Here is a 17,171-nt window from a genome sequence, read left to right on the forward strand (position 1 = left end):
CGCGTGTCTTCCTCTGTCGCGGGTGGCGAACCGATCGCGGCCGCGCGGTGCCGTGCTGTCCTTCCCGCGCGTTTACCGTCCCGGCCCTTGTCCGGCAAAGGGCGCTTCCGTCCGCACCGGTCACCGACGTACCTGTTCGCTGGTCGGGCGTTGGCGCGGGTGACCGGTGCTGGCCGGGGCCCTTGCCTGCCTGCGGGCATCCGGGCCGGTACGCGGCGGGAGTCAGCGCGTCCCCGGCGGCTTCACCGTCGTCGGGGTACGCGATCGTGCGACTCCCGAAGAGGTGTCCCATGCGATCTGCCCTGTCCCCGTTTCCGCTGGTCGGTGCCCGATGAGTGCCTTCGAGGTTCCCAACGTGCACATCGACGCGATGCTCACCGCCGGTCTTCGCTTCGCCGAGACGGGCTACCCACTGTCCTGGTACTGGCCGAGCCCCACCGCGACGTCAGATCGGGGCAGTTGGACGTCGTCGGAGTCGCAGCTGGAGTCCGTCCAGCGCCGCCGCGATCTGACGCTACCAACCGCGGGTCGGGTCGGTGCGATGTTGTTGGCGGAGAACCGGGCCAGCGTGAACCACCGGTACGCCGAAGACGAGATCGAGGAGCCGTACCTGTTCACCTGGCTTCCGGGAACTCCGGACCCGATCGTGGTCCTCAAGGCGCTGTCTTGCTACGAGTACCAGTCGTGTGAGCACCCGGGTTGGCGTGGCAGTGAGGCGTACCAGTTCTGCAACGCCCTACGCCGGCAGGCCATCGGCCGGCTGCCCAGGTACTCCGACGCCCCGTGGGTCATCGAGGACACCGATGTGTTTCTGACGGCCGGGGCCCGGGACCGCTGACCCCCGATCGCCGACGGAAACCGCCGAACCCCCAGGCGCTGGTGCGCGCCTTCTGCTTGCGCGGCCCCTCGCCACTGGCGCGTCGGCGCCTGAATCGGCGTCGACGCGCCAGCGCGGGCAACGACCCCGCCGGGTTCGCCACGACGTCCTCACTGCGACAGCCGCCGACCCGGGGCAGAGCCCTGCGCGGTTCGCTCGTGGCTTCTCGTCGCTTCTTCCTTTTCTCCTGCGACCTGACGGAGTTCCTCACCATGCCCGAGAACCGATTCCCGTTTCAGATGCGGACCCCCGAGGATTTGCTCGGGCTGGTGCCGTACCTGCTTGGCTATCACCCGGCGGACAGCCTGGTGGTGCTGTTCGTCCAGGCCGACCACGAGATCCAGGCAGCCGCCCGTCACGATCTGACCGCGCCTGCCACCCACGTCACCGACACGGTCCGTACCGTCGCCGCCCGGGGGAATTCCCAGTCCCTGATCGTCGTCGGTTACGGTCCGCTGAGCGCGTCCGGCGCGGTCGCGGCAGTGGCCGCTGACCTGGCACGTCACGTGCCCGTGGCGGAGGCGTTCCTGGTCGCTGTCGGGCACTACTTCTGCCTCGGGTGCCCCTGTGACGCCTCGGGTGGGGTGGTGTTCGATCCGACGGCCACCGCGACGGCGGCGCGGGCCGCGTTTCACGGCATCGTCGCCCTACCTGACCGGTCCCACCTGCTCGCGCTCGCCAAGCCCGACCCGGTCGAACAAGCCGCGGTCGGTGCGGAGATCGCCGCTATCCGCAGCAGGGGCTACCCGGAGCAGGCGAAGCTGGCCTTCTTCATGGATGTGGCCGGCGACGGGTTCCGGCTCACCACCGCACAGGTCGCCGAACTGGGTGTGCTGCTGCGCGACAAGCGGCTACGCGCACGGGCGTGGAAGGCCACGTCGGGGCGAATGTGGCAGCGCGATCTGTGGCTCGACATGACCCGCCGGATGCCCGACGCCTACGTCACCGGGCCGGGGAGCCTGGCCGCGTGGTGTGCGTGGATGCGCGGCGAGGAGGCGATCGCCCACGCCGCGGCTCGCCGTGTCCTGACGGTCAACCCTGTAGACCGGCTGACTTTGCTCATCGCCGCGGCGCTCGACGCGCACATCCCCGGCTTCACCGTCGGCGCGTGGCCACCCGCCACGACCTCGACCGGAGGGGAGCGGCAATGAGCGCCGTGCTGGCCGTCACCGGCGACCCGAACATTCGCGAGCACCTGCACGCCTACGCCGATCTGCTCAGCACACCGAAACTCGCGTCGATGCCCACCACCCCCGAATTGATCGTCGCGTCGGCGAACCGCGGATGGCGGGCCTGGGAACCGGTGTACGCCGTGTTCCTCGCCGAGGAGCAGGAGCTGATCGGCTTCGGCTTCACCCGCTTCCACGCCCAGGTCCATGCGTGGCAGCACCAGACCGCACGCCGCAGCGAACTCCTCCCGGAAGGAGGAGTCGCGTGCGTCGTGTCCGGAAGGCATCCGTGATCCGCCTACCGATCACCCTCTACCGCGCCGGCACCCGTGGCGCTCCGTGGCACGTCGACCTCCGGCTCGACGGCCACACCGGGTTCAACCCGTTCACCTGCGAAGCACTAACCGAGGCCGACGCCAGACGCGACCTCACTCGCCTGGTCGCCGAGACGTTGTCCCGCGTGCAGCAGCGATCGGTCGTCGTCATCGGTGGCGAGGGCCAGTACGCCGATTCCGTTCACGTCATCAATCCCGAGCCCGGCGGCTGGGCTGTACACGTCATCCGCCAAGGGCGCTGCACCACCATCTGGCGAGGGGACTACACCCGCACCGACGCCCTCCAACAGGTGCTCGACCACGTCGGCGGCGAACCGAGCGTCATCTCGCTCTGATGACCGTCGCTCGATCCTTACCTCAACCGTCCTCCGGCTGACGCGAACGACACATCACCCTGCTCCCACTCAGGGCTTGCCGGGTTCCGGCCCTTCCCCGGGGTGCTGGGTGCGAGGACCGACGCTCCCGCCGCCGCTGGCCGCCGTCAAGCCCCGCCCACGCCGGGGCGGGAGACGATCTCGGCCTGCCGGCCGTGATCGTCTCCCGCCTGTTTCCGGCTTGTCGGGGCTGTGACGTCGTCGGCGCGACCGGCGGGTAGCTGTCCTCGTGCCCCAGCCCCCACCGGGGAGGCCGGGCGCACCACCGCCCGTCCCGACGCGCGCTGTGGCCTTTATCAAGCCACGTTCGGCCACGAGGACGGGCGGCCTCTCTTTCCCCTCACTGTTGTAAGGAGTGCTTTGTGTGTCTCCGATGATCACTGTGCCGGCCAACCGGAATCTGGAACTCGACCAGCTCCGCCGCATGCTCGCTGACCAGTCCACCCGCGTGGTGGATGTGAAGGCCGGGGCCGGGCGGATGCGCGCTGTCGGCGGGAAACTGGTCCTCGACGGTACCGAGCCGCAACTCGGCCCGGACGGGGTGACGATGACCGCCGGCACGTACGCCCCGAACGATGTGGCCAACACCGGCCTGGCCGACAAGCTCGGTATCCCCGTCGCTTACCTGCGGCGGTTGGCCGCCGAGCACCCGGATCTGTGGGACGACAACGTCAACGGGTGGCTGCAGCGCGACCACCGCACGTTCCTGGTCCGCTGCCTGCGCGGTAACACCGGCGGCGGTGTGGCCCGGGCGGTGCTGTCGGACCGGTACGCCCGCATCGACAACCTTGACGTCCTCTTCGCCGCCCTCGACGGGATCCGCCAAGCCGGTGTCCATGTGCGGTTCGCTGGCTGTGACCTGACTGACCGGCGCATGTATCTGCGGGTCTACTCACCGCAGGTGCAGGTGGCCGCGCCCCGGCTGTTGGACCGCTACCGGTCGCCGTTCGACGGCCGCGCCGGTGCCGACCTGCCGATCGTGTCGGCCGGTTTCCTGATCCGCAACTCCGAAACCGGCTGTGGGGCGTTCTCTATCGCCCCGTGGGTGCGGTTCGAGGTGTGCCGCAACGGCATGACCCTGCGCCGTGACGCCCTGCGCCGGACGCACGTCGGGTCCCGGATGACCGCTGACGACGGGGTGGTCACCGCGTCGGAGGCGACGAATCGCAAGACCCTGGAGCTGATCACGTCGCGGACCACGGACGCGGTGACCGCGTTCCTCGACCCTGACTACATCGCGCAGGCGCTGCGGGGGTTGGAAGCCGCGGCGGGCACTCCGATCACCGACCCGAACACCACGCTGAAGGTGGTCGGGCAGCAGTTGCGGTATACCGAGGAGCAGCAGCAGAGCATCCTCGCGCACTTCATCGCCGGCGCGGACCTGTCCGCGGGCGGGGTGATGCACGCCGTCACGTCGGTGGCGCAAACTCTGACCGACGCCGACGCGGCGCACGAACTGGAGTCCACCGCCATCCAGGCGATGCACCTAGCCGCTGCCTGAGAGCGGCTGAGCTGTTCGGGTCTCGCGAACCGATTCTGCCGCTCGCCTGAGGCGGGATGCCCGGGGTGCGGTTGCTGGCCCTCGATCCTGGCCGACCGCGGCTGGCCCCGCAAGGCCCACCCCGTCTCAACCGTGCCCGGCTGCGTGGATACGGCCGGGGGTGGGTCTTGCGGGGCCGTGCCGATCGGTCGGCCTTGACGGATCGGGCCAGCACCGCTCACCCGGCCACCGCGCCGGCCGATGGGCGGCTTCCCCTTTTTCCGTTGTTGGAAGGACTTTCCGTGTCTACAGCCACCTTGACCCCTGTCACTTCCGACGAGGTCGTCACCGGCGAGATCGTTGGTGACGGTCTCGATCTGATTCCGCCTACTGATCTGCCGACGCTTCGGTCGGAGTACATCGATCCGAGCGAGTTGGTCGACAACCCGCGCAACCTGCGCACCGACATCGGTGACCTGGCCGACCTGAAGGCGTCGATGGCCGTGGTCGGGGTTCTGTGTCCCCTGGTCGTCATCCCGGTCGAGGGCAGCGACAACATGTTCCAGTTGATCATCGGGCATCGTCGTAAGTACGCGGCGATCGACCTGGGGGTGAGCCAGGTGCCGTGCTGGGTCGCCGCCGACGAGGGTGCTGCGTTGCAGATCGTCGCCCAGCTCGCGGAGAACGGCCACCGGATCGGGCTGACCCCGACTGAGGAAGCGGAGGCGTTTCACCAGCTCACCCTGCTGGACTGGTCCCCGGAGCAGATCGCGAAGGTCCGCGCGATTCCCACGGCGAAGGTCAAGCAGACCCTGCAACTGCGTGCGCTTCCGCAGGCGGCCCGTGGCGCCGCCGACGCTGGTGCTCTGACCCTGGAGGACGCCGCCGCGCTCGCTGAGTTCACCGAGGAACCCGCCGCCCTCACCCGGATCCTCAAGGCGACAGGGTCGGCGTGGGGTTTGCGGCATGCGATCGCCTCGGAGCGGTCCAAGCGTGTGTTCGGCGCGGCGAAGGAACGGCTCAAGGCCGAGCTGGTTCTCGCAGGGGTGAAGGTCACCGGGAAGCCGAAATCGTTCCCTTACAGTGGTCTCGAGGTGGCCGCCGACGCGTTGGTCGACGCCGATGGGCAGCGCCTCGATCCGGATGTGGTGATGGCACGGCCGGGGTTCGCCGCGTTCGTGGAGAAGGGCCTCGGCGACGCCGCGCGGGCGGTGGTGTACTGCACCGACCCGGACCGGTACGGCTACACCCGCTTCAACAGATTCGGCCCCCAACTGTCGAAGGATGAGCTGGCCGAGCGGGAGGAAGCCGAGCGGGTCCACGCCGAGTATCTCGAGAACCTCACGCTGGCCACGACCGTGCGGCAGGACTTCTACCGCAAGTCCTACGCCTCAGCCCGCGCCTCGAAGCGCCTGTTCCCCGAGGCGCTGCGCAACGCCGTGGCCGACACCGCCTCGATCCGGTTCGCCGACGTCGACGACCTGTACACGGCGTTGGGTGGTCACGGCATAGACGTAATCTTGGCGGCCGGTGAGGACCGGTTGCGCCGGTGCCTGGTGGCGCAGTGGATCTGCGCCCACGAGCGCAACCTCGGCTACGCCGCCGCCGACATAGCCTGGAAATTCGACGCTGACTCGGCGGCGTTCTGGCTCGACCAACTCGTCGCCGACGGCTACACCCTGTCGGAGGCGGAAATGACGCTGCGGCAGTCCCTGCGGGGCGACGAGGAGCCCGATGAGAGCGCCGACCAGGACCTCGATCCGGACCTCGACGGCGAGGTCGCCGAGATCGAGCTGCCGGCAGACGGCACCGCCGACGGTGAGCGCGGCGAGCCGGGCGGCGGACAGGGAGCAGATTCCGAGGCCAGCGACCCGATCGAGGAACTGGTCACCGACCTCGCCCTCGCCGAACTGACCGAGTCCGAGTCCCTGACCACCGTCTGACGTCTCACCGCACTAACGCCCTTCGGCGGGAGGCCAGCGCAGCGCGCTGGCCTCCCGCCGTCTTGCCGCGTCGGTGCCCCGGACCTCATCGATGCGCCTATCGAGGCCGTCTCCGGCGAAACCCCGTCCCCTGACCTGATCGGAACCGCAAACATGACCAGCAATCCCCAGGCAGCCACCGGCACCATCCCCGATGACCGGGCTGCCCGGCTGGTGCGCATCCGCCAGCGACAGATCCTGCTCGCCCTCGAAGAGCACGGCCCCGGCTACCAGCGGGTCACTGGCGACGGCTGCCGGTACGTGGCCGAGATCGTCAAAGCCACTCGTGAGGAGTGGGATTGGATCTACGCCTACGGTCGGACCCATCCCGAGGCGCTCACGGAGACCGGTCCGGTCCGCAACCCGCAGCAGTGGCACGACCTGCGCCGCGAGCAGGGTGAGACGGCGTTCGCCGCGGCCCAGACGGCGTTCGAGGCCGGGGACCATCCGGCGGCACTGGATCACCTTGACGAGGCACGGGCGCTCGGCGTGCTGACGGAGGAGTCCTGGGATCGGGTCCGCCGCTATGTCCTGGCCACGAGGGCGGCGCGATGACCGGCGACCGGCATCCGGACACGATGATCGTCGACGAGCTGACGGCGTTTCTCAACCGTGAGGCGGACCCTTCCGGTGCCGACGTGGTCGAGCTGCTGTGTGGGCTGATCTCGGGCAGCGGACGGCCACTGATCGATGAGGCGTGGGAGATCGAGGCCGAGGTGACCGAGACCCGCTACGGGCTACAGGTCGCCGCCGTCACCGCGGACAAGTACGTCGTGCGCGTGTATCAGCCCACCGACCGCAGCGCCGATCTGCGTGTCGAGGTGCTCACCGAGGACGGCGACGACTTCGGGCTCGCGGTGACCGTCGACGGCCGTCCGGTCTTGGACGCCATGACCTTCACGTGGACCAGCACCGTCCCGCCAGACCTGCAACTGACAAGGGAAACCCGCCGATGATCAGCCTGCTGTTTCCCCTGGACGAGGCGCTGCGCCTGGCCGAGCACGCCCTTGCCGCACCCGAAAACGTGCGGTCGCTGACCCGCGAGGACGAGGGCCGGCCCGCGGTGCCGGCGCTGCTGTGGGTCAAGGACGACGGCACCTACCTGATGAGCAACGGCATCCCCGGCCTGCCCGCCGACCCGGGCCGGCCCGACTCCGGGCAGCAGGTCGTCTACGCCGACGGCTGGGGCTCAGGTACCCGCCAGGAACTCGGGCACACCGACGAAATCGGTGGCGACGACTTCGTCGAGCACCTCGAACTGACCCAGCGGTTCTCCGACGGCCGCCTCCTGATCGACCTCCTTAGGGCGGCGGCCCGCCAGCGGCGGCCCTGGCTCGCCCTCGTTCTGGAGGACTTCGACACGTTCCGGTACGCGTTCCCGAAGCCCGACACGCGGGCACCGGTCGTGAACCAGGGGCCCCCGGCAGGCCCGTCACGACACCCTTCCGCGAATCGTCGCGATGTCGGAGGGCTGTGATGAGTCGGAGTTCGCAGACCGAGGCGTTGCGGGAGATGCGGAACCTCATCGACACGAACGCCGGGAGGGTTCAAGGCCAGTCGCTGCGATACCGCAGCCACGGGCCCATCCCGGCTGGCGCCCTGACGCCTGAGGCCGCCGCGCTGCTGCACGACAGCGTCTACCGGGAGCGGGGGACTCCGGTGACCGGTGACACGATTTATTACGTCGTCTCCTGCGACGGAACCCCAGTCGCGTGGCTCACCTACAACGCGCGGGTCGTCACACCCGCTGCCACGCTGACCAGCTACCAGCTTCGCCACCAGGCCCAAGCCGTTGTTGCCCTGTCCCACCTGTCGCGCGGCGCCATCAAGTGCCTGGCCCGTCTGCGTGACGCCAGCAACGGCCGCAGCCCCGGGCCCGAGCCGCACCGGAGTGATTCGGGTACGCAGGTGCTCGTCGCCGACCAGGCCGACCCGACCCTCACCCACTGGACCCGGATCACCACCGACCCTGCCGAGTCGCTACGTCATGTGCGGCAGGTCTGCGACGCGACCGGCCCGGTCCTGATCGTCGACGCGTTCGGGTACGGCGACTACGGCCGCCTCCGCGACCGTCTCGACATCAACGTGCTGTGCATCATCGAAGCCCTCGCCGCCACCCACAACCTGCCGCCAGCGGTCGTCGGGGACTGGCTGCACGTTGAAGGTGCCACCACCACCGACCTCACCGCCGAGCAGATCACGACCGCGGTCAACACCGCGTACGTCGGAGTCCACTCCGGTCGCCACGGCTTCGCCACCGTCGAACGCGACCGACGCGGCTGGACCGGCGCGCTGCGGGCCGCCGATATCCCGGACCGGTTCTTCCACACCGAAGCGTTCGTCGAGCACCTGTTCCGCGACTCCGTCCGCGACGTCAGGATCCCCGGCACCGGCATCGCCGTGTTTCGCCGCACCTGACACAACCACCCACCGGCGGACCACCGATCCCGACGCCCAGGCGGCGACCGGCGATGGCTGCGCCGTCTCTCAAGACCCGGCCGAGGTCTCCACCACGAGGGCCACGTTATGACCGAGACCAGCCACGCCATGGCCGGCTACGGCCTGGTCGCCGTCGCGGCCGACGTCCGGGGCGACCGGCGTCGTCTGCTAGCAGGTGACCGGGCCGCACCTACGCAGCTCGATCGCGTTCAAACCCCACGTCCTCGATGACCAGGGCGTCGGGACCGGATCATCATCCAACTCGCTGAGGGCGACCAATTCTTCGCCGACCACCGGGACGACCTGTCGCCGTCTACGGCATCACCGCGAAAGGCGGCGCCGTCGTGAACCGACCCGACGCGACCCGACCTGGCCGCACCGCCTGGACGTGCCGGGGGTGCCCGAACAGACGAAGCGGAACCGTCCCGCGACTGCCGCCGAGCTGCCCGAGCGCATCCGCTGGTATCTCCTCACCGTGATCAGCGTGCTCGCCGACTCCTACCGCCGGCTCGACACGGACGCGCTGTCCGCGAACACGGCCCTCATCGCAGTCCCCCACAGACCAAGATGGTCAGAGTCGGTGTCGCTGTCCGACCCGGAATCGTCCGCGCTCGCTACGTATGCGCGGCCGGGAGACGGCCGGTTATTCCCGGGCTCTGCTCGCGCCGCTGACGCCTCGCCGACCAGGTTCCGCACGGCACTGACTGACGGGCTTGTCAGTTGCGCGATGGTCCCACGAGTCTCGCCCAGGGCTTCGAGCCGGGCGACCGCCTGCGCGGCGAGCCGGGCGGGCTCGCGGGCGCCCCGTTCGGCATCGGCGATGACGCGGACCGCCTTCTTGGCACCCTGAGCGGTGACGCCGGCCGCCCGCTCGGCTTGCTCATAGAAATCGGCCAGCGCCTCGGTGATCTGCCGCGACCGCTGAAGCTGCTCGGTGTCACGGGAGGCCGCGTCCGACGCCGAGGTCTAACAGGCATTCGGCACCAGATACCCGAGGTGGGTCGGTCCGTCGGACCTGGCGGTCGCCTGGGTCCGGGCGGAAGTGGCCGCCCCCCGCCAACGACTGACCCCGGTGACGGGTCGCTGAGCGCTCGACCTGTCGAGAACCATCACGAATGCCTGTGAAACGGCTATCAACCGTCAGTGCTACTCCAACCCTCGTCGTTTGTGGATTCAAGGCTCACCCGGGCGGTCGCTACCAGAGTCGCCCCCGGGTGACGGCGGCGCGACCAGGTGGCTTCGACGCCTGCGGCTGACTTCAATGATCACCGTCTGGGTGCAATCTCGAAGAAAGACGACACCGCTGGGTCCTCCGACTCCCGGAACTGCACTTCCTGTACCTCGTGATTCCAGATCAACAGGCCGTTCCGTGCGAGTTCCAGGAGCGCCCCCGCGGCCGCCGGAACCGAGATCCGTTGTTCGACCGCAGCCTGGGCCATGCTGTAGAAGATCCTGTTGCCGTTGGGGAACCGGACGGCGAACGGCAGCGCCCCGAGAACCGCGATGACGTCGCCGTCGTCCTGCCGGAACTGCTCGGCCAAGCTCTGGTAGACCTGCCACGGCGGCCCGGACCATCGCAGATGCTGCAGGTCGATGTCATCCCAGTCGTCGTCCTCGTGGTCGGCCTCGCCTGCGTCTCGGCTCCAGTCGAGCAGCAGCGTGATGCGGGCGTGCTCGGCAATACGCTCCAGGTCAGCGGGATCAACGTCCTTCATGAACCGCTGGACGCGTGTGTCCCCGTCACGGATCATGCCGGCGAGCGCGTCGCGGACCGCGGGCCCGCCCATCGACGCCTCGTCGGCGAGCCGTTGCACGCTGGTGACAACGACCTCCGGACATCCCCTGCCGCGAAGGTGCCGGAGCAGATGGTCGACGGCCGGCCGGATCCGGGTTAGCAAGGCTACCCGTTCCTCGTCGTGCACGAACTGGTCGGTGAGCGTCAGCACCTGCGCCACCGGCGGGAGATCGTCCTCGCACCGCCACCGCTCGACACCGTCCTCGACGCTGCGGTGGTAGACGCCAATGGCTGCCAACGTGTCCGCGAGTTCCCCAATCGTTGCCGGTTCCCTGATGTCCAGCGCGGACAACGCCGACCGGAAGGACTCCCGTGAATGTGCCTTCAGCAGGTTGGTCTCCTCGTCGTTGTCGTCGCTGATCCCCCAGTCCAAGGGCGTCTGCGTGCCTTCGGGCAGCACGCCGGCGCGGACGACGCCGAGATGGTCGAGCAGGTCGGCCAGGCTGCCGTCGATTTCCAGGACGGTGGCGGTGGCGACGGCGATCTCGACGAACATCGCATCGTGCGGAAGCAGCCGCTGCCAGCCGGACAACTGCCATTCCCGGCGCCAGTGCGCGACGTCCGAGCGGACCTCCTCCGGTAGTCGTCCAGAGATCAGATACTCGCGGAAGGTGTCCCAGTACGTGTCGAGCCGGCCGCCGATCTCCACCAGCAGACGTGCGGCGATCAGCGAGTCGATGACGGCGGCCGGAACCATTTCGGCTGCCTCGGCTATGGAGACCGGCGCCACCGCGGCGACCTTCTCCAGTGTGTGCCTTTCCACCGGCCGCAGGCCCGAGAGGTCCTTGTCGAACAGGGCTGCGACATCGAACTGCTGATGCGCCAGCATGTCACGACGCTGATCGGCGACGTGCTCGGCAAGCTTCTTCAGCAGCCACGGAAGCCCCTGGCAGTACGTCCGTAGCTTCGCTTTTGTGCCGGGCGGCAACCCTGCGTCGAGTCGTGCCAGGGCGTCATCAATCTCGTCATCGGTCCATGTCTCCAGCGTGAACACCGCGGACGTCGCCAATATCTGGTGGCGGACCGGGTGCGCGAGGTCGTCGAACCATTCGCCCATGTCGGTTCGCCAGGCGAACCCCAGCGTCAACGGGACGTCGGTGCCGGCGATCGCGAGGACCAGGTCGCGGAAGTCGCGGGAGGCCAGTTCGTCGGTGAGCACCGCCTCGAACTGGTCGAAGAACAGCAGCAGGGGCCGTTTCGGCGTGTGCCATGTCGCGTTGCCGGCACTCTTGACGGCGTTCGCCACGCCGTTCCAGGACCGGTCGTCCCCTAGTGTGACGTGCCCGGCCGCTGCGGCCTGTTCGACGAACCAACCCAGCGCGGCGGCCGCGTATCCACTGCGGCCCGCGGTGCGGGTGTCAAAAACGGCTGCGTAGCCGCCATGTCGCTCAATCTCGGTCTTGAGGCGCAGGGCGACCGAACTCTTGCCCCATCCCGATTTGCCGTGGATCACAATAGAGGAGGCCGTGCCGACCTTTCCCATGATCTGGTCGATCAACTGCCGCCGGCCGACGAAGAACTCGGCGGCTGCGGGCAGCCGGTAGTCGAGGCCAGTGTCACTACCGCGGACCTCCACTAGCACCGGTAGGTCGGCTGCCACCCCAACAGGTTGCGCATCCGGCGGAGTGCGGTACGGCGAGACGGGCAGGCCCCGGGCGTACGCGTCTTCGGCGACGAGTTCCAGCACCTTCGCAGGAACCGGGGCCGTGCCCCAGACGACGATCTCCGTGCCCTGCCGAGTGTCGGTGTCCAGCACGACCCTCGCAGAAAACACCCCATACTCGGTGATCACCAGGGCCGGGTCGGTGAGCATTCTGTCGCGAAGCGGGGCGGGCAAGGGCTCGATCATGTGCAGCTGGCGGGCGATGTCGGCGGTCCGGTCAGCGTCGAAGTAGGCGAACAGGCTGTCTTTGGCCTGGATGGTGCGGGCCTGCTCGGCTCCGCTGCGCGACAACCCCGGAAGCGCGAACAGGAGCCCTTCGGTTTCCGGTTCGGCCAGCCGCCGCGCGTGAACTTTGCCGTAGAAGGCGACGAGTTCCTTGGCCGGGACCGGACTGCCGTACGCCTTGCACTCGACCAGCACAGTCCGGCCGGTTTTACCATGTCTGAGCACGACGTCGAGCTCGATACCGCTGCTGGTGACATTGATGTTCTCACGGCGGGGTTCCTCGAACCCGAAGCGGGTCAGCAGCCGCGCGATGAAATATTCGAAGAGATGCCCTCTGGCGTTGGCCAAATCAGATGAACTACTGCCTTCGGCAAGTACGACAACCTTCGTCTCCTGAACCGTCAGCGAGTACATCAGCCGATGTTATCGAGCGCGGTTCACTCACCAACCATAGGCTCCGCCGAGCGGGCGCCGTGGTAAGACGTGGGAAGTGGCCGCTGTCCCGGCCGATCTGCGAGCCCCGTTGTCGAAGCGGCCCGCTCAGGTGCAGGCCGCGATGCGCGAGGCGGGCGTCGACCAGGCCGCCGCCACCCGAGGCAGCAAAAGGTCACTCTCCTCTACTTCGAGACCGCGCAGGACGAGTCGTGGTCCGTCGACAGCGTAACGCTGGCATACGACGAATCGGCCCCGCCGCTGGCCCCGCCGGGGCGCGGTGGCGTGCAGCGGGTGGTGACTGTGGGAGGCGTTGCCGGGCAGTTCAGTGGCGACGAGTTGGACACTCTTGCCCGCACCGCCGATGAGGGGGTGCACGGCGACGTCGACGGTGACGGCGACCCACAGCGGAAACGCACCGGTCGCGCGTACCGGGCACATATGGCCGAGATGGCATGACCCTGGCCGCGCCGCGACCGCCGCCCAGCCGAGGGCGCACGGACTGCCGCAACCACTCGGCCGGGTCCGCTGATCCGCTGGGAGTGGGTCACGCCCGCCGCATCGCTATCAAAGGCGGACGGCTGCTGCGGAACATGGAGACGGAAGCAGGGGAGGTGAGGAGATGGTGAAGAGTCTGCTCGGAGCGGCCTTGGGGTACGCGCAGGCCGGAATCCCGGTGATGCCGTTGCACACCCCGGTACCCGGCGGGGGTTGTTCTTGCCGGGAGCGGGACGAGTGCGGCTCGCCGGGCAAGCATCCACGGCTGCGGCACGGGCTGCACGAGGCGTCCACCGACGCCCGGCTGATCCAGTCGTGGTGGCGGCGCTGGCCGAGGGCGAACATCGGCCTGGCCACCGGAACCACGTTGGATGTCTGCGACGTCGACACGAACGCCGGTCTGCGCGCGGTCCTCGATCTGCTCGACGTGGTCCGCCCGGCTGGGCCGCTCGTGCGTACGGGGCTCGGCTACCACCTGTGGTTCGGCCCGACGGGGTACGGCAGTCGGATCGGGTTGTTGCCCGGGGTGGACTGGCGCGGCCGGGGCGGAGCCGCTGTCGCGCCGCCGTCGCTGCACTCGACCGGCCACCGGTACGTGTTCACCCAGCCGTGGGACGGCGGCACGCTGCCGCAGTGCCCGCCGGCGCTTGCGCGGTTGGTGGTCCCGCCAGCGCCGGTGTTGGCGCTCGGCGCCGAGCCGATCGCGGATCTCGACCGGTACGCGCAGGCCGCGTTGGACGGGGAGGTGGGTCGGATTCTGGCCGCGCCGCGTCCGGTGTTCCGGGGCGGGCAGCGGGTGACGGGCGGCGGGCGCAACAACGCGGTGAACCGGGCGGCGTTCCGGCTCGGACAGCTCGACGCGAGTGGAGCGCTCGACGAGGCCGTGGTGTGGCCCCGGTTGACCGACGCGGCGGTGTCGGTGGGGTTGAGCCAGGCGGAGGCGCGGCGCACGATCGCGTCCGGTTGGCGGGCCGGTCTCCGCCGCCCCCGGCGCTAACCCGGTCCGCGACTCGTCATGGCGGTCGTTGTCCACCGCTGGTGAGGGCCGGGTCCGGTGGGGCCGAGCGTGCGCGGGGAGCGGGCGGGTTGGGGCTTGCGGGCCGCTACCGCACCCGGCCGCGTACCGAAGGCTGAACAGTGCGGTGCTGGGCCCGGCAGGGTGCGGTGCGGTTGTCGGCCGTTGGTGGTCGGTGGGATCCGTGGCCGCCTGATGCCGCTGCTGAGGGACCCGAAGGTCAGCCCACCCGGGCGCGGGGCCGCTAAGCCCAGCCAAAAACATCTTGGCTGTCTTGTCTCGCTCCGCTCGACGCCAAGATCTTTTTGTCTGGTTGCTTGCAGCCCCGGCCCACGGGCGGGCTCTGACCGGCCCCGTCAGCGCGGCACCCGGCGCCGGATCACACGACCCGGCCGGCACCCGCACCCCGCACCACCCTGATGGGAGCACCGTCATGCTGTTCAGCTTCACCTTCGAGGGCAACCTGGCCGACGAGCCCGAACTGCGCTTCAGCCCCGCCGGCAAGGCCGTCTGCAAGCTGCGCGTCGGGCACAACACCCGCCGGCGCACCACCGCCGGCGAGTGGGTCAACGGGCCGACCATGTGGGTCACCGTCACCTGCTGGGAAGCACTCGCCGAACGGGTCGCCGAGAGCACCAAGAAGGGCGACACCGTGATCGTCGACGCCCGCGACGACCTCAGCGTCTGGGCCTACCTCAACCAGAGCACCGAAAAGCCCGCCGGTCAGCTCCAAGTCACCGCCGCGAACGTCGCCCTGTCGATGCGATTCGCGCCCGCGCAGTCCCAGCGCACCGCCAAGCCCGCCGCCGGTGCCGACGACCCGTGGGCGCCGTCGGACCGCGACCTCGAACCGGCCTTCTGACCCCACCCCCGCGCGGGGCCGGTCACCTCTCACCGGCCGGCCCCGCTCGCCTCGCCGAACCCCTGTCGACGTTTGGAGCGCCCCGTCATGTCCTTGTTCGCCTGCGTCATCGAAGCCCGGCTCACCGCGTCCCCGCAGACCGGCCACACCCGCGAGGGCCGCGAGTTCGTCCAGTTCCCCGTCGTACACCGCGACCGCTACCGCGACCACACCGGCAAGTGGGTCGACACCCGCGCCATGTTCTTCGAGGTCATGTGCTGGGGCGACCTCGCCACCCGCGCCCGCAACCTCACCCGCGGCGATCAAGTGATCATCGAAGCCGGGCAACTCCTGCCCTACATCAACGACAGCGACCTACCCGCGATGAAGGTCCAGGCCCGCAACCTGTCGATCTCCATGCGGTTCACCGACGCCCACGCCGGGCCGCAGATCAAAACCCGTCGCGGCGACATCATCACCACCGCCGACGGTGAGCAGTACGCCGCCGACGCCTACCCGGACGTCACCACCGACCGGGAACTCCTCCACCACTGACGCACCTCCCGGAGCGGGCCGGTCGCGGACTCCCACCGCGACTGGCCCGCCCGAGCCCGCCGTTCCGCCCCGACGCGTACGGCCTCTCACACCGATCCCCCCTTGGAGTCAACGGTGTTCACGATCCCGACCGCGCCCGCCCCACCTGTGCACCACCGGGACCAACCCGTCACCCACCACGGCGGCGAACACGTCTACCCCGGCCGCCGCGTCGTCGAAGGCGACTGGCTCTACCCCTCGCCCGAGCTGTGCCGCGACGACCGCCCCGACGGCCAGTGGATCGCCAACGGCCAGGTCTTGGTCTGCCGTTTCTGCGGCCTGGACTGCACCTAACCCAGCTCGAACCCTTTGGAGCGCCCATGCCCCCGACGAGCCAACAGCGCTTCACCGCCGCCCGCACCTACCTCGTCGCCGCTCACCGGGCATTGTCGCCCGTCGTCGAAGCCGCCCACCCGAACGCGGCGAGGTGCCTACCGATCCCGCCGATCAGCGTCCCCAACACCATCGCGGACGTCCGCACCCAGCTCGACATGCTCGCCGCCAACCTGTTCGACCCCAAGTGGCACGGCACGCACCGTCAGTGGATCACCGCCTGGAACCGGTGCACCCACCTCGAGCGTGAACGCGCCATCGCCCTGAAAGAGCTCTACTACCGCTGGTACCGACTACTGGCCGCCGTCTGGTACCGCGTCGACGACAGACCCGTCCCGGGCTCCGCGGCCGACATCGAAGACCGCAGCAAGAACTTCTTCTACTGGCTGCACCAATACCCGGCTGATGGCCGGCGCCGCAATCGCTGACCGTCCCCTGCCCTCACGGGTTCCTTGCCGGAGACGGCCCTGCCGCATCCCGCCGCAGCGGCGGATGAATCGCATCGCACATCCTGGCCGGCGTTGGTGCGAGCCCCGCACGCAGTCCCGCCGTTGAACGCGGCGGCCCGTGCCCGGGGCACTGGATGCGCGAGCCGTTGTCCGGAGTCGTTGGCGTCGCACACCGTTCGCCCCGGCGGGCGACCGTACGGACCGCCCGGCTGGCCCGCGGGTGCGCGCTTGCCAGCCCCAGTGGTGACCGACCAGGCCGCGTCAGGCAAGAGCCGTCACAACATCTTGGCCCGGTCCGCTTCGCTCCCCGGCCGCTGCGCTTCCAAGATCTTTTGTCTGGCTTTCTTGCCTGCCCGCTGGCCATGGCCGGTCCCTCACCGATCTGTCAGCGCGGCACCCCGGGGGCCAAACCCGCAGGGCACCGCCGCACCCGGTACGCACCGCCAGGAGGCATCGTCATGCGCCACACCAACCAGTCCACCGACTACCGCCGCAGCGGCAACGCCAACTCGACCCGCCGCCACCGGTTCGTCCTGGTCGGCCAGAAGGACTTCTACGACCCGAGCAACCCCGCCGACCTGGCCGAGTACCGAATGGTCGTCCGCTACCGCCACCACTGAGCCACCAACGCAGAAAGGGCCGGACCCATCGGGTCCGGCCCTTTCCGCAT

18 protein-coding genes are annotated in these 17,171 nt (G+C 69.3%); 16 read left to right on the top strand and 2 right to left on the bottom strand.

Annotated features, from left to right (window positions below; genetic code table 11):
* The first annotated feature begins 331 nt into the window (after positions 1-331).
* The 10 genes from AB0B55_RS07765 to AB0B55_RS07810 all read left to right on the top strand — a co-directional run bounded on the left by AB0B55_RS07765 (position 332) and on the right by AB0B55_RS07810 (position 8,635).
* On the top strand, positions 332-838 hold the full coding sequence (locus tag AB0B55_RS07765) for a hypothetical protein (protein ID WP_357171031.1): 507 nt from the start codon (positions 332-334) through the stop codon (positions 836-838).
* Between the two features lie 197 nt (positions 839-1,035).
* Positions 1,036-2,028: a DUF4192 domain-containing protein gene (locus AB0B55_RS07770; protein ID WP_357171033.1), complete on the top strand. Its 993-nt coding sequence runs from the start codon at positions 1,036-1,038 to the stop codon at positions 2,026-2,028.
* A complete protein-coding gene (locus AB0B55_RS07775; RefSeq protein ID WP_357171035.1) occupies positions 2,025-2,339 on the top strand; it encodes a hypothetical protein in 315 nt (104 codons plus the stop codon). The genes AB0B55_RS07770 and AB0B55_RS07775 overlap by 4 nt, the downstream gene beginning before the upstream one ends.
* Positions 2,312-2,716, top strand: coding sequence for a hypothetical protein (locus tag AB0B55_RS07780; protein ID WP_357171037.1), 405 nt, complete (start codon positions 2,312-2,314; stop codon positions 2,714-2,716). The genes AB0B55_RS07775 and AB0B55_RS07780 overlap by 28 nt, the downstream gene beginning before the upstream one ends.
* A gap of 412 nt (positions 2,717-3,128) precedes the next feature.
* Entirely contained in the window at positions 3,129-4,256 is a 1,128-nt protein-coding gene (locus tag AB0B55_RS07785; RefSeq protein WP_357171039.1) for a DUF932 domain-containing protein, read from the top strand.
* 281 nt (positions 4,257-4,537) lie between these two features.
* Positions 4,538-6,178, top strand: coding sequence for a ParB/RepB/Spo0J family partition protein (locus AB0B55_RS07790; RefSeq protein WP_357171041.1), 1,641 nt, complete (start codon positions 4,538-4,540; stop codon positions 6,176-6,178).
* Positions 6,179-6,331: 153 nt separating this feature from the next.
* The gene (locus AB0B55_RS07795; RefSeq protein ID WP_357171043.1) at positions 6,332-6,772 is read left to right on the top strand and encodes a hypothetical protein; all 441 of its coding nucleotides are present in this window, start codon (positions 6,332-6,334) and stop codon (positions 6,770-6,772) included.
* On the top strand, positions 6,769-7,173 hold the full coding sequence (locus tag AB0B55_RS07800) for a hypothetical protein (RefSeq protein WP_357171045.1): 405 nt from the start codon (positions 6,769-6,771) through the stop codon (positions 7,171-7,173). Before AB0B55_RS07795 ends, AB0B55_RS07800 begins: the two co-directional genes overlap by 4 nt.
* Positions 7,170-7,694: a hypothetical protein gene (locus tag AB0B55_RS07805; protein WP_357171047.1), complete on the top strand. Its 525-nt coding sequence runs from the start codon at positions 7,170-7,172 to the stop codon at positions 7,692-7,694. Before AB0B55_RS07800 ends, AB0B55_RS07805 begins: the two co-directional genes overlap by 4 nt.
* On the top strand, positions 7,694-8,635 hold the full coding sequence (locus tag AB0B55_RS07810) for a hypothetical protein (RefSeq protein WP_357171049.1): 942 nt from the start codon (positions 7,694-7,696) through the stop codon (positions 8,633-8,635). Before AB0B55_RS07805 ends, AB0B55_RS07810 begins: the two co-directional genes overlap by 1 nt.
* A gap of 1,286 nt (positions 8,636-9,921) precedes the next feature.
* Here AB0B55_RS07810 and AB0B55_RS07815 read toward each other — a convergent pair.
* Positions 9,922-12,753 (bottom strand): DUF6042 family protein, encoded by a 2,832-nt coding sequence (locus tag AB0B55_RS07815; RefSeq protein ID WP_357171051.1) that lies wholly within the window; start codon positions 12,751-12,753, stop codon positions 9,922-9,924.
* A 126-nt stretch (positions 12,754-12,879) separates the two neighbouring features.
* Positions 12,880-13,212: a hypothetical protein gene (locus AB0B55_RS07820; RefSeq protein ID WP_357171053.1), complete on the bottom strand. Its 333-nt coding sequence runs from the start codon at positions 13,210-13,212 to the stop codon at positions 12,880-12,882.
* 181 nt (positions 13,213-13,393) lie between these two features.
* Here AB0B55_RS07820 and AB0B55_RS07825 point away from each other — a divergent pair, with 181 nt between their 5' ends.
* The 6 genes from AB0B55_RS07825 to AB0B55_RS07850 all read left to right on the top strand — a co-directional run bounded on the left by AB0B55_RS07825 (position 13,394) and on the right by AB0B55_RS07850 (position 17,121).
* Positions 13,394-14,266, top strand: coding sequence for a bifunctional DNA primase/polymerase (locus AB0B55_RS07825; RefSeq protein ID WP_357171055.1), 873 nt, complete (start codon positions 13,394-13,396; stop codon positions 14,264-14,266).
* Between the two features lie 451 nt (positions 14,267-14,717).
* A complete protein-coding gene (locus AB0B55_RS07830) occupies positions 14,718-15,146 on the top strand; it encodes a single-stranded DNA-binding protein (RefSeq protein WP_357171057.1) in 429 nt (142 codons plus the stop codon).
* Positions 15,147-15,233: 87 nt separating this feature from the next.
* A complete protein-coding gene (locus AB0B55_RS07835) occupies positions 15,234-15,680 on the top strand; it encodes a single-stranded DNA-binding protein (RefSeq protein WP_357171059.1) in 447 nt (148 codons plus the stop codon).
* A 114-nt stretch (positions 15,681-15,794) separates the two neighbouring features.
* Positions 15,795-16,013, top strand: a complete 219-nt coding sequence (locus AB0B55_RS07840) for a hypothetical protein (protein ID WP_357171061.1) — start codon at positions 15,795-15,797, stop codon at positions 16,011-16,013.
* Positions 16,014-16,039: 26 nt separating this feature from the next.
* On the top strand, positions 16,040-16,480 hold the full coding sequence (locus AB0B55_RS07845; protein ID WP_357171063.1) for a hypothetical protein: 441 nt from the start codon (positions 16,040-16,042) through the stop codon (positions 16,478-16,480).
* Positions 16,481-16,959: 479 nt separating this feature from the next.
* Positions 16,960-17,121: a hypothetical protein gene (locus AB0B55_RS07850; RefSeq protein ID WP_357171065.1), complete on the top strand. Its 162-nt coding sequence runs from the start codon at positions 16,960-16,962 to the stop codon at positions 17,119-17,121.
* Positions 17,122-17,171: the final 50 nt, after the last annotated feature.

Origin of the sequence: Micromonospora sp. NPDC049107, assembly GCF_040648595.1 — a bacterium.
Taxonomy (GTDB): domain Bacteria; phylum Actinomycetota; class Actinomycetes; order Mycobacteriales; family Micromonosporaceae; genus Micromonospora.

Excerpts from the sequence above, each read along its gene's own strand:
- AB0B55_RS07765 (WP_357171031.1), top strand. The coding sequence starts at position 332 with ATGAGTGCCTTCGAGGTTCCCAACGTGCACATCGACGCGATGCTCACC.
- AB0B55_RS07775 (WP_357171035.1), top strand. The coding sequence starts at position 2,025 with ATGAGCGCCGTGCTGGCCGTCACCGGCGACCCGAACATTCGCGAGCAC.
- AB0B55_RS07785 (WP_357171039.1), top strand. The coding sequence starts at position 3,129 with ATGATCACTGTGCCGGCCAACCGGAATCTGGAACTCGACCAGCTCCGC.
- AB0B55_RS07795 (WP_357171043.1), top strand. The coding sequence starts at position 6,332 with ATGACCAGCAATCCCCAGGCAGCCACCGGCACCATCCCCGATGACCGG.
- AB0B55_RS07800 (WP_357171045.1), top strand. The coding sequence starts at position 6,769 with ATGACCGGCGACCGGCATCCGGACACGATGATCGTCGACGAGCTGACG.
- AB0B55_RS07805 (WP_357171047.1), top strand. The coding sequence starts at position 7,170 with ATGATCAGCCTGCTGTTTCCCCTGGACGAGGCGCTGCGCCTGGCCGAG.
- AB0B55_RS07810 (WP_357171049.1), top strand. The coding sequence starts at position 7,694 with ATGAGTCGGAGTTCGCAGACCGAGGCGTTGCGGGAGATGCGGAACCTC.
- AB0B55_RS07815 (WP_357171051.1), bottom strand. The coding sequence starts at position 12,753 with ATGTACTCGCTGACGGTTCAGGAGACGAAGGTTGTCGTACTTGCCGAA.
- AB0B55_RS07820 (WP_357171053.1), bottom strand. The coding sequence starts at position 13,212 with ATGTGCCCGGTACGCGCGACCGGTGCGTTTCCGCTGTGGGTCGCCGTC.
- AB0B55_RS07825 (WP_357171055.1), top strand. The coding sequence starts at position 13,394 with ATGGTGAAGAGTCTGCTCGGAGCGGCCTTGGGGTACGCGCAGGCCGGA.
- AB0B55_RS07830 (WP_357171057.1), top strand. The coding sequence starts at position 14,718 with ATGCTGTTCAGCTTCACCTTCGAGGGCAACCTGGCCGACGAGCCCGAA.
- AB0B55_RS07835 (WP_357171059.1), top strand. The coding sequence starts at position 15,234 with ATGTCCTTGTTCGCCTGCGTCATCGAAGCCCGGCTCACCGCGTCCCCG.
- AB0B55_RS07845 (WP_357171063.1), top strand. The coding sequence starts at position 16,040 with ATGCCCCCGACGAGCCAACAGCGCTTCACCGCCGCCCGCACCTACCTC.
- AB0B55_RS07850 (WP_357171065.1), top strand. The coding sequence starts at position 16,960 with ATGCGCCACACCAACCAGTCCACCGACTACCGCCGCAGCGGCAACGCC.